The organism is Vibrio crassostreae (assembly GCF_041439375.1).
GTDB classification, from domain to species: Bacteria; Pseudomonadota; Gammaproteobacteria; order Enterobacterales; family Vibrionaceae; genus Vibrio; species Vibrio crassostreae_D.
This window is the reverse complement of sequence record NZ_JBGONY010000092.1, coordinates 1-13,236: the sequence shown is the minus strand read 5'-3', so window position 1 is coordinate 13,236 and position 13,236 is coordinate 1. Positions and strand designations below refer to the sequence as shown.

Below are 13,236 nucleotides of genomic sequence, written 5' to 3'. Positions count from 1 at the left end.
TACAAGAGTATGGTTTGCACTCGTTTTACTCTGCCGCGTAGCGGCTTCGTTCAACTAAAAGTTACAGGAATTCTATCTGATTCCTCTGTTAGCACTGCTACTCCCGGCGTTATGATGACTAACCTTCAAGCTCTAGAGTCCTTCCTAGTCGATGGCATTATTAAGGAAATTTTACTCGTTGAAGTATTAGCAATAAATTTTGAACCAGAATACTTAGAGGCGTTATATGCACTGAAACGTTGTAGTTTGATTGAAGATGTGAGTAATTACCCTCCTGCAATGTGGCATTGGGATAAGAAAGATACTCTTCAAAAATATGAGAGTAATTTTATAGATCTACTAAATAAAGCCCAAGACTTGGTTGACGTTACTGAAAAGTATTATGGCACAGTGAAAGTATAAGGTATTTCACTTACGGCTATGTCGTTAGTTGTAGTAGATGATTAAACTTGATCTGCACCAGATAGACTGGACACCAAGTTAAGCGTCTTTCCATACTTGTAGTTATTCATTACTTTCTAATTTAGCAAAATCACTGACTCAGAAATGTCCAGAGGCTTCATAGACCTGAAGTTTTACTCGTGAAGTTTTACTCGTGGCACTTTTCTCAAAAAGTGCCAGCTAACTCAGATCTGCCCCAAAACGTTCTAGAACCCATCTAGATCGTAATAGAACTAGCTAATGTGTAAAGCAAACACATTACTTTGAAAAAACTCCCGTCCGCACCCAAGTATACACATCTCCAAGAGTCATTACTTAGGGAGAGTTGTGATATTCTTATATATGAGCTAAGTTGTTGGTTACAAGTAACTTAAAAAAATCTGGGCTTAGTTTTTTCATGGATATCAAGGATGGTAATATGACTCCAAAGTCAATAATTTTATTTGGACTACTTTTTAGCTCTTTGAGCGTACAATCTGCCACTTATACGGTAACAACAAGTAGTGATCAAGGCATGGGCTCACTTCGAGATTTCATCGAAAAGGCCAATGCTAATCCTGGTTTAGATACTATCGAAATACCGGCTTCATATAATGCACAAGCACCTATCTCGCCTAATTTGGGTGAAGTCCCTTCAGGTCAAACCGACAACCGAATGACAATTACTGATGATATTATCATTCGAGGATTAGGCGATGATTATGTCCACATTAATGACCATCAACGCTGGGTTTCTGATACTGGCTCATTTAATACTGGTTATCCGGATGATCCTAACAATCTGGTTCTAAGATCATCTGGTCTTTTATTTGACATTAATCCTCGAAATACCGCAGGGCGCACCATCGATGTCACCATTGAAAATGTGTGGGCAGAACACATGTCAGGTTTTATCTTTTCCGATAACGCTAATGTAACACTCAATAACGTTATCCTATATAGGATAGTGCCTAGGCAAGGAGAGGCATCCATCATGTCTACTCAAGATGGCTCTGTTACAATAAAAGATTCATTTATATTCGAAAATCTTGGTCCAAGATCAGCACCCACCCTTATTTTTAATAGTGATGTTTTTATTGAAAATACGGCTTTTGAATCTAATGGACCATTGGTTGAAAGCACAGCCAGTCATGTTATTCAAGTTAGTCAAGATAGTTCAGGCAGCAGCACAACGGCAGTCATCAAAGATAGTATATTTAAAGGCTTATTTAATTCTACTTTTAGATTTAATGAAGCTGATGCACAAATTATAAATACTTTATTTGATGGAAGGGATGCTAATAGAGGTTGGCCAATCTATGTCAATAAAGGAAAATTGACGCTAACCAATAGTACGCTGTATTACCCGACTATTACTAAAAATGTAGACCCCGCTACTTACAAAGCGACCCATATAGAGTTAATCAATAGTGCTCAGCTTATAGCCAATAACAATCTACTCGTTATAATCGATGGTGCAAATAATGTTGGCTCTGCAATTTATCCAACTGATTGGGACGATACAACTATTTACCCATTATCAGAGAACAACAATAACTTTATTTCGACACCTGGTGTCGATGACACCCCTAATACTGGCCTGTCACTTGCAGGGTGCGTTACAACTAATTGTTTCGTTCCAAACACGCTTTCAATAGCGCTTGTTGATAAAGGCGACGACGCTAAAGCGCTATATGCCGATGGAAGCTCAATCACATCAGATTACCTCAAGCAAACCCGCCCACAGGGGTTGAGTATCGACATTGGCGCATTCGAAAAACATGAATCTCTTTATGCTCACCCAGATAGCTATGAGGTTGATCAAGATACTAAGTTGATTGTATCTAGCCAAGATGGAGTGCTTAAAAATGATACCAATGAAAATTCAGCAGCCGCTACATTAGACCAAGATGCTTTGTATGGAAGTGTCACATTGAATGCAGACGGCAGTTTTGAGTATCAACCTGATGCTGACTATTATGGCAATGATGAATTTTATTATTCAATCAATACTAGCCAAGCAAAAGTATCAATAACAATTCTCTCCACTGGTTGGACCCTTATCCCTAACAATGCAGCGCCAATTGCGAATAATGATAGCTACTCACTTTACGCAGACAGTATTGATACCATTGTTGCACCAGGTGTATTGTTTAACGATACAGATGATGCGAATACACAAGATCCTTTTTATGCTGGTTTAACTGCTCGAATCTATAAACAACCAATGCATGGGTCGGTAACACTTAAGGAGAGTGGTGAATTTATTTACACTCCTGAACCTGGTTTTATAGGCGATGATAGCTTTGAATATGATGTTACAGATATTGGATCAAGACATAGTTACCCTGCTACCGTTAATCTTCATATTCAAGCCGGTGTTCCTTATGGGGGGAAGGTTATCGCGGGAACCAGCAGTGGTGGTTCTATAGGGTTCTTAAGCACGCTGCTATTGACGATACTCGCACTGTTTAGACATCAAAAGTCACTTGCCGTTAAAGTGGTCGTCCCACTATTGTTAAGTGTTTCTCCTTTCGCTCATTCTGCAGAAGAGAATAACGGAATATATGTAACAGCTAATCCTGGGATTTCATGGTTAGAGCCAGATACTGACCACAACGCGTGGAGTCAGGAAAGTAACAGTCAGTTTTCTTTCGGAAGTAGCTTAGGGTACCAATTTGATAATAACGCGAGTATCCAGTTTACTTATCGTTGGCTAAATAGTGTCGATTTGAAAGCAGAACATACGCAATATAATGATATGACGGTCGATTACCAACATTACAGCTTTAACTTTGTTTATCGAGTTACGCAGCTTTGGGGCGATAAATTCGCCCCGTACTTCAGTTTGGGCTTAGGTTATCTTGATGCAAGTTCGAACCACGCGGAAGATTTCGAGGTGGAGGATAATGTTCACCCCAACATAGGCGTCGGCGTGAATGTATTGGACTTTGGTCAAATTAAGTCAGATCTACAATGGCATCATTTAGCAGGTGATGTTGATACCCTCGAACTCGTGTTTTCTTATTACTTCAAGTAATTCAACTAAGAACAGTGCTTTTAGCTGTTCTTAGCCAGAGCTATCAGTTAGCACCTCTTCATACATAATTTAAGGGTATTACGGTTGCTCCCTGCGATGATTTGGAATTGTTCATCAATTGGGAGCACCCAGTATCTGACCTTTCCAATCAATACAATGCAATGAGTTAAGGGACTTTTACACTTGCATTTATTCATGACTCGCTAACTTAGCAAAGGCATTAACAAGCTTCTGTCCAGAGACGTGTTATGCCGCCATGCTTTGGGACAAGAGCGCCTTAGTGCGACTACTCTAAAACACTTCTGTCCAAAAACGTTTTGAAACTGGTCAATCTTAATGCGAGCACCAAACAATTCTGTCGTCCCTTAGTCTTGGCACTCGTAATACACCTCCTTTGTAACCTGTCACCTTATTCCTGATTTCATTCTACCGAACAAAAGCGCCTCACTCAGTGTGGGCGCTTTTTTGTTTTCCTTCACAAGGAGTTTTTCTATGTCTACGACTCGTGGTGGTCAAATCACTTTCCATAACATTCGAATGTGGTGGCAAGTGAACGTAACCACAATCAAGTACCTCAATATCTTCGCGGCCTTGCTCGGGCTTATCACTACTTACCTCCTCACCTCGGCCAGCACATTAACCGGTGCCTACTACTACAGTCTATTTTGGCTATTCAACAAATTAGGTTTTAGCCTAAAGCGCAACGTAGTGGTCGAATGGGAAGATCAACGCTACAGCAGCACCCTTGGCCAACAACTGCAAAACCCCATCTTGTCACAGTGCTACCAAGAATTGCTGCAAGCCCTGTTCATTGGCCTACTGGTCTCTGTGGCCACTTCCACCGTGCTGTTTGTGATTATCAACCACTGGTTTAAGAGAAAAGGGCAAGAGCAAAGCGAAGATAACCACATTCGCGGCTTTCAATTGGCTGAGCCTAAAGCCGTCACCGCAGAGCTGAAAAAGAAGAAAAAACTCTCTCCTTTTGCACTCGATGGTCACAAGCTTTTTGTTGATAGGTTTGAGGTCAAGCACTTAATGATTGACGGCACCACAGGCGCAGGTAAATCCGTTGCGATTCGCAAGTTATTGCGCTGGATACGGGCGCGAGGCGATAAAGCCATCATCTACGATAAAGGCTGCGATTTTGTCAGTAAATTCTATGACCCTCATAAAGACGTGATTTTAAATCCCTTCGATGAGCGTTGCGCTGCATGGGATATTTGGAGTGATGCCAAAGAAGCCCCTGACTTTGAATCGCTCGCGGCCGCGCTTATTCCGCAACACGGCGAAGGCGACCCGTTTTGGGTGGATTCCGCACGAACCATTTTCGCAGCAACCACCTATCAAATGATGATCGATGACAAACACAAATGTACCATTGAAAATTTGCTGCACATTATCTTAACGTCGGAGCTTTCCACGCTAGGTGAACACTTAAAAGACACCGAAGCTAGCTCCCTCGTCTCGAAAAGTATCGAGAAGACAGCTATCTCCATCAAATCGGTACTAGCGACTTACATTAAGTCATTACGTTACTTACATGGTTTGGATGAAAAAGACGCACAAGGCCACCATAAACGGGCGCCATTTTCGATCACAGATTGGGTGCAAGATGAATCCCAGCAAGGATTTTTATTCCTATCGAGTAACGCAAGACAACACACCGCACTCAGACCACTGATCTCGATGTGGCTTGCGATTGCCTCCAACGCCATTCTAGGAATGGAGCCCGATGACGACCGCCGAATTTGGGTGATCATCGATGAAATGCCTACGTTACATAAACTGCCTGAACTCACGCACATTATTTCTGAAGTGCGTAAATTTGGAGGATGTTATTTACTGGGTTTGCAATCTTACGCTCAATTAGAAACCACTTACGGGCGCAACGCGGCGAGAGTCATTTTTGATTTGCTCAACACGCGCTTTTTCTTCCGCGCCCCTTCAAAAGCGATGGCCACCATTTCCTCGGATGATCTTGGTGAGCAAGAAATCGATATCTCACGAGAAAATATTTCTTACGGGGCGAACGCACTGCGTGACGGTGTCTCACTTGGCCACCAAAACAAAACGCGTCCTGTGGTTTCTCCTGCCCAAATCCAAGGTTTGGATGATTTAGAGTGTTACTTACGCACCCCTAACTCCATGCTCATCACTAAGCTGCAACTGAAGTACGACCGCATGAGCAATCTCCAACCCTCCTTCATCAAACGCAACCTACCAGGCGGGAAAGCAATGGAGAGTATCGACCAAGCCTTGATTTTTCATGAGTTAATTGCTTTGCATGAACTCGATGAAACCCAAAGAAACCGATTACTCGCCATTCAGCAAAGTACCTATGAAAACGAAGAAGAGCAGCAGCAAACCAGAACCCATCAAAAACAAACCCTTGCCAAAGCACCGAAAAAGGAAAACCCGACCAATAACGCTGCCCAAAACCAACAGCTCGCTGAAAACACACAAAATGCACTACAGCGAGAAACCGAAGAGGCGTCCATGACACAAGCAGAAACGGGCGAGATGTACGATTAACCACACGAAATGAAACATCAAGGAACATTTAGAGACCGAACACAATCTTACCCTCCCCTGTAAAAACCCTTTACCACCCTTTCATTCACATCAACGCCGTCCGCTAACCCATTCGTACCACACCCAACTCACCGGCATTCCGCTGACGTGGCGGCTTTGCTGCGCCCCAAAAAAAGGAGAATGATATGAACGCTTCCTCAACCTACGGAGGCTGAGGATGATTCGATTGACAGGAAGGATACTCCCTGTCACGGCATCAAAGTGCCCAGTATGGTTCAATCTAGTGAACTATCGACATTGGGAGTATCCAACATGAACAGTAACGTATTTGGTATTGATATCGCAAAACAAGTTTTTCAAATTCACTGGGTCGATCAAGAAACCGGTGAAATTCATTCTGACAAAGTGAAGCGAAAAGATTTTGTTCAGTACTTTGCCAACCAACAACCATCAATGATAGGAATGGAAGCTTGTGGTGGTGCTCACCACTGGGGAAGACTTTTTAAAGAAATGGGTCATACCGTGAAGCTGTTGCCAGCAAAGAAAGTCAAACCTTTCGTTTATGGCAATAAAAATGATGTGGTAGATGCTCGTGCGATCTGGACGGCCATGCAACAACCAGGCATGAAGTTTATTGCAGTAAAAACTGAAGAGCAGCAAGCGATTCTTAGCATTCATCGCATGCGAGAACTGCTGGTTAAACACAGGACGGCGCAAATAAACTCGATACGCGGTTTGTTGACCGAATTTGGCCTGGTGATGCCGAAAGGCAAACAAGCCTTCAAGGAAAAGCTGCCTGATTGTTTAGCAAAACTGGAGGAGGATACTCCAAGTGTCTTTATGTGTGCCTTACAAGTTCAAGTGGAACGATTAACTCAGTTGGATGACGACATTAAACAACTAGAAAAGCAAATACAAAGCTGGTTTAAGCACGATGCAGATTGTCAGCGCATCGCTAAAGTGCCAGGCATAGGGCCACTCACTGCCACGGCTCTTATTGCTTCAATGGGGGATGCGTCAGCGTTTAAATCCAGTCGAGAATTTGCGGCATGGATAGGCATGGTTCCACGACAAACAGGAATAGGAGGTCGAGTGCACTTGCACGGGATCAGCAAACGAGGAGATGTGTATTTACGTACTCTGCTTATCCATGGGGCACGAGCAGTAATGACCCACAGTAAAGAAAAAAGTGAATGGCTCTTGTCTTTGCAAGCAAGACGACCGAAAAATGTCGTGACGGTTGCGTTAGCTAACAAGATAGCTCGAACCGTGTGGGCATTAGTTGCCAACCAAACCGAATATCAGCCTTGTTAAGCAAAGCTGGTTACTAATTAAAACTGACATAGGATGTTCGCAGAAAGTTTGCCAAGGTGCATCAAAGAGTAATGACAAACAGGTAAGACCAAGCCTTATAAAACCTAAATAAGGTGTAGTGCATTAAGCTCGCTAGGAGAATGAGGAATAAGGCTGCGGAAATCATTAGGGTCGGCAGTAAGTCTGCCAATTAAGACCGAATATAGAACTGCCACCTAACCATGTTTGAAAATACTTGATGATGTCCTAGCAAATGGGGAAGCGTTCATATAGAACACCTTATGATGTCCATTAGCCCTCTTAAATCCGCCTCTGGCGCCGCCAAGTATTACTTAAACGAAGAAAACACCCAAGAGACCCCTGACATTTCTCTCGAAAAAGACAGCAACGACAACTACTACCTCAAAGAAAACAGTACCAATGAAAACACCTTTTGGCATGGTCAGTTAGCCGAAGAAGCAGGCCTACTCGGTAAACCGGTTGACCAAAAAACGTTAGAGTCCGTTTTATCTGGACACCTAGGCCATGAAACCATCAAAGGCAAACGCGACGATCATAAATCGGGGTTTGACCTAACCTTTTCTGCGCCAAAATCGGTCAGTGTACTTGCTCTCGTCGGGGGTGACACACGTTTAATCGATGCGCATAACACGGCGGTCAAATTCGCGCTCTCGCAATTAGAAAAAGACGTAGCACAAGCCACGCACATCAATGACGAAGGCGCTCGTGAGTTCATCAATACCGAATCCATGGCCTTTGCGGTCGTGCGCCATAAAACCAGTCGTGAAAACGACCCACAACTCCATTCCCACGCTTTGACGGCAAACATGACGCGCGACAAAGAAGGGCAACTGCGTACACTCGCCTCTTCTCTCAAACAAAAAGGCGGCGTCATCAATGGAACAGGCGAGCGCATTTACCACTTCCAAAAGTACTACACCGCTCTTTACCAGAGTCAGCTTGCCAAAGAGAGCGAACAAATGGGTTATCAAATGCAAGGATTGGGTAACGGCCAATTTGAAGCCAAAGGCCTCCCTCAAATCCTCCTTGATACGTTTTCTACTCGCAAACAACAGCTCGACCAACAAGCCTTAGATTTTGGGGGGACGCAAGCGGCAAAAGATGTAGCCGCACTCGATACTCGCAAAGCCAAAACCTACGAAAGTGAGGCCGAGCTCAATACTCGCTGGCAACAAACGGTGTGCAACAAAGGCTATCAGCCCAAAGACTTGGTTAAAAACGCCCTCGGCATCGCTCAACAAGAGCATCACCCTGAACAAATCGCTAAAGACGCGTTTAGTCGCGCCGTTGAACACTTGGGGCAATACAACACGGCACTAAAACTGCAAAAGATCATAGAATTAGCCGCGGCCGAGTTTACCAAGGGCGGCGTACAAGCCAATGCAATCGACCTTAAAGTGGTCGCAGACCAATGGGTGAAAGACGGGGCGCTTCTCCCCCTTTCCATGAAAGGTCAATACACCACTCAAACCATGCTGAAAACCGAACAAGCGTTAATGGCGGCCAGCAAAGGGCGTACGCACCATATGCGTACTCCCGTCAATGACGCTACGTTAGATAAACTGACCCTCACTCAAGGCAACTGCCAAAAGGTGGCGGACATTTACCAGTCCACCAAACAGTTTCATGTGGTCAATGTGTTTGGCAACAGTGAGCAAATCGCGCAAAACCTATTGAACGTCGGCAACCATGTCGGTAAACGTGTCCACTTAGTGTCACAAAACGCCAAAGACAAACACCGTCATAGCCAAACCATCCAACGTGAAAGTCATACGGTCGCAGCCTGGGTAAAACACCGGTTTCAAGAAGAGCATCGTCACTCTGTCCATAGTTTGTTGCACTCCGACCTACCAATGACCAACAAAGATGTCCTTCTCGTCGACAGCGCCCACAAAATGAGCGCGAATGAGTTGATCGCTTTAAACGCAAAAGCTAAGGGATCGGGGAGCAAAGTCATCTTGCTGAACAACACGTCCAGTCGCCAAGGTTTTAAAGCCTATAACGCCATCGAGCTTTACCGCAAAGGCAACGTCGTCTCGCACTCTTGGGTAGACAGCAAACAGATAGACAGTAAGGTTGCCTTGCACGACAGTGATACGCGCACCCTCGCCAGAGCTTATACCTACTTATCAAACAAAGAAGACACACAAGTGCTGGCGACTTCTCACGTTGAACAACGACGATTGACGGACGCGATCCGGACCTCTCTACAGAACCAGGGTCAACTTGCCCGCAGCGGCATCACCTTGTTGACTCAGCAACCTCATTATTTGTCTAAACCCCAACAGGAGTTAGCGCAACACTACAAGCCGGGCATGACCCTTCGCCATTGGGAAGACGGAAAACCTCAAGAGTTAGTGGTTTCCACATCGGATAAGACAAACAATCGAGTCCATGTACTCAGCAAAACCGATGGACAAGAATACACCCTCGATCCCGCTTCCACCGGATTCAAAGCCCTCAACATGCAGGTCTTTAAACCTGAATCGTTGCAAGTTAACCAAGGTGAACGCCTCATAACCACCAGTAAGCACTTTCCATCTGGGTTGAACGCCAATGAACGTTACGTGGTCACAGGATTATCTAAAGAAACCCTGACGTTAACGGACACGCAAGGCGAATCGAAAACCATCCCCGCTGAAGCCCTGAAAGACGCACCACTAAAATACGACTATGTGCATTCCGCCAGTCATATCGAACCAAGGCCGCACACTCTTATTTCAGGCAAAACCTTTACGCTCTCCAAAGCGCTCTTCCATGATCTGACCGAGAAAAGCGCGCGCATCGATGTGTTTACCGACAACCCCGATAAAGCCCAGGCCGCGCTTGAGAAAAGCGAAGTGAAGCTTTCTGCCATCGAGCGAGTGATGCACACTCAAAGCGTCAACGACCGCTACCTGACTGACACCACCGCCATCACCGTCAAAAGCGACATCCAGCAAGCCCTCACTCTCTTAAACAAAGAGCAAAATTCACCACTGCAAGAGAAAGCGTTGAACTTTGCCCTGAGTCATCTTTCTGAAAAAGAAGCGGCGTTTACACAAAAAGAGTTAGTCGTCGAAGCGATCCGTTACGCTTTTGAAGAGGCCAATCAACCGATAATCAAAGATCAAATTGAAACAGAGCTCGCCAAGCGCAGTGACACCCTCTCTGCCGAATACAGCGACGGCACACGCTGGACCACCCAAGCGGCGCTCGATACCGAAAAGCACATCTTGCGGAACATTGAGCAAGGGAAAAATCAACACAAGCCGTTTGCCACCCACAGACAAGTCAGAGATTATCTCGATGCACAGCCTCGCCTTACCCAAGGGCAAAAGGACGGCATCACCCTTATCTCAACGACCAAAGACAGTTTTGTGGCCGTGCAAGGTTTAGCGGGCACCGGTAAATCCACCCTACTCGAATCCAACATTGAATTGATTCAACACGCTAGCCAAGCCAGTAAACACTCACCTTCACAAATCATAGGTATTGCACCAACGCACGCCGCCGTCAGCGAACTGGAAAGCAAAGGGATACAAGCGCAAACGCTGGAAAGCTTACTGACCGACCTAAGACGTGGCATCACCTTACCAGAGGACTACAAAAACACGCTGTTCTTCCTCGATGAAAGCTCCATGGTCAGCAACCAACAAGCCAAAGAGCTCACCGACCTTGTATTACAAAGCGGCTCCAAAGCCACCTTACTTGGGGATAAAGAGCAGCTGCTTTCTCTTAATGCCGGTAAACCGTTTGAATTGAGCATGAGACAAGGACTCATCGATACGGCTTTTATGACCGACATCATTCGTCAGAAGAATGAAATACTGCTTGGTGCCGTACACAACATTGTGGATAAGCAGCCACACAGCGCCCTCGATAAACTCTCTCAGCAAAGCCCTGATACACTCGGTAGCACGCAACATATTATCTCCACCCTCGATGAGAGTGCGAAAGACCAAAGCAAAGCACAGCTTATTGCCACCGAAAAGCTGCCTTACGCTGTAGCACAGGACTACCTTGCCCGTACGCCCGAAACGCGAGAAAACACGCTTATCATTGCTTACACGAATAATGAGCGTGACCACATCACTGAGCACATTCGTGTCGGACTGATGAAAACACAAGAGATAGGCCAAGAGAACATCATCACCACCCGATTGCGCTCTACAGGTGAGAGCAAAGAAGAGTTAGCCACCATGATGCCTTATCAGAAAGGGCTCATTTTAAGCACCAAGCAAGGAGAGTACGACATCATTACCCACATTGATTCGGAGCACGGAGTGGTGACACTTCAAGACGTGAATACAGGTAAGACAAAACCGTTTTTGCCACGTAACAAAGACCACAAATACACGTCACTCTTCGCTCAATCAGAAAAGCCGCTTTCAACCGGTGATAAAATCATGACCCGCTTTACCGACAAAGCGCGAGGCATTAAAGCCAATGTGGAATACACCATCAGCCGTGCCACCAAGGAAGAAATCACCGCGCTTTCGAAAGAAGGGCAAACGTTAAACCTCAATCCAAACCAACTCAAAGATGGGCATTGGGATTACGCTTACACCAGAACTGCGGACATGGCGCAAGGAGCGACGTATCAGTACGTCATTACCACTCTCAAAGGCAAAGGCGCACTGACGAACTTAAGACGCGCTTACATCGATTTGAGCCGAGCGAGCACTCATGTCAAACTTTTTACCGATAACCCAAAACAGATGATGAAGAGCTGGTTATCAAAAGAGGTCAATAAACACAGTGCCATTGAAACCATCGAAAACATTGCACCACACAGTACCCCTTACTTTAATGACAAAGCTCTGCCTCATGAAGACGTACGTTATCAAAATAGAAACGGAGATTTTGACTACAACCAATTTAAAGAACACATCAACCAAGCGCTCCCTAAATACACCGAAAGCTTAGCCATCAACCTATTGGGACAACCGAACCCATCTAAATCAGACCGTGACTATTTAACCTTTGGTATCGGTAAATCGGCTCTAAAAGTGTCATTAACGGGGGAATATCGAGGGTATTTTAAAGACTATACCACCGGTGAAAAAGGCTCATTAATCAATTTGATGATGAGTCATAAGGAAATAAATTATAAGGAGGCAATGAAAGAAGCCCACAACATCCTTAATGATCCTAATAAATACCAACTCACCGCCAACCCTAAACATGAACAATTACTGACTACTACGCCAAAACACATGGCACAATTTGAAGAGAGAGCGAAAGAATATATACAAACCAGTCAGCCACTCACAGGCACATTAGCCGAAACTTACCTCAATAAATTAGATATTGAACACCCTAAGAGTGACCATGTTCATTTTCATCAAGCAGTGTACTCCTCGGAGGACCAGACATTTCACTCGGCAATGATAACTAACATTCACGATAAAAAAGGAGAAACAAAAGCGATTGAAGTGACTTATTTAGACGGGCAAGGAAATAAAGATCCGGCACTCGACATCAACCCACGGATATTAGGCACGAAATCCAAACAAATAACGCGATTCCATCAAGGCAGTGATTTGCACACCACCATCATCAGTACCTCAATCGAGAATGCTTTTATTATTAATCAAGCGCATCAAGGCCAATACGACATTATCAATGTCAATCATAAGAATGACATTCAGAATATCTCCACCGATGAACTCAGACAGAACATTGTGATTGTACTGAGTCAAGGAAATACTGATTTAAATCCCAACAACGTTGAAAAAATCATGGCCAACTTTTCAGGGAGAAATATTCAGTTTGTTTCACCTGACGATATGCTTGAGGAAATTAAACAGGGTATTGAACAATACCATCAACAAACGCATCAACAAAAAGAGGAATTCGACACACCCACTCAAGAGGCTTTGTTTCCTAATTGGATCTCAGATAGAAACGGCCAGTATGGGTGATTA

5 protein-coding genes are annotated in these 13,236 nt (G+C 44.6%); all 5 read left to right on the top strand.

Going from position 1 to position 13,236, the window contains the following annotated elements:
* On the top strand, positions 1-402 hold a 402-nt coding region (locus tag ACED45_RS22860; RefSeq protein ID WP_371715091.1), incomplete at its 5' end, for a hypothetical protein.
* A 457-nt stretch (positions 403-859) separates the two neighbouring features.
* Entirely contained in the window at positions 860-3,460 is a 2,601-nt protein-coding gene (locus tag ACED45_RS22855; protein WP_102535535.1) for an Ig-like domain-containing protein, read from the top strand.
* Positions 3,461-3,952: 492 nt separating this feature from the next.
* The gene (traD, locus tag ACED45_RS22850; protein WP_016800260.1) at positions 3,953-5,992 is read left to right on the top strand and encodes a type IV conjugative transfer system coupling protein TraD; all 2,040 of its coding nucleotides are present in this window, start codon (positions 3,953-3,955) and stop codon (positions 5,990-5,992) included.
* A 312-nt stretch (positions 5,993-6,304) separates the two neighbouring features.
* Positions 6,305-7,306: an IS110 family transposase gene (locus tag ACED45_RS22845; protein WP_371715090.1), complete on the top strand. Its 1,002-nt coding sequence runs from the start codon at positions 6,305-6,307 to the stop codon at positions 7,304-7,306.
* A 281-nt stretch (positions 7,307-7,587) separates the two neighbouring features.
* Entirely contained in the window at positions 7,588-13,233 is a 5,646-nt protein-coding gene (gene traI, locus ACED45_RS22840; protein WP_371715089.1) for a conjugative transfer relaxase/helicase TraI, read from the top strand.
* The last annotated feature ends 3 nt before the right edge of the window (positions 13,234-13,236 follow it).

Excerpts from the sequence above, each read along its gene's own strand:
- traD (WP_016800260.1), top strand. The coding sequence starts at position 3,953 with ATGTCTACGACTCGTGGTGGTCAAATCACTTTCCATAACATTCGAATG.
- ACED45_RS22845 (WP_371715090.1), top strand. The coding sequence starts at position 6,305 with ATGAACAGTAACGTATTTGGTATTGATATCGCAAAACAAGTTTTTCAA.
- traI (WP_371715089.1), top strand. The coding sequence starts at position 7,588 with ATGATGTCCATTAGCCCTCTTAAATCCGCCTCTGGCGCCGCCAAGTAT.
- ACED45_RS22855 (WP_102535535.1), top strand. The coding sequence starts at position 860 with ATGACTCCAAAGTCAATAATTTTATTTGGACTACTTTTTAGCTCTTTG.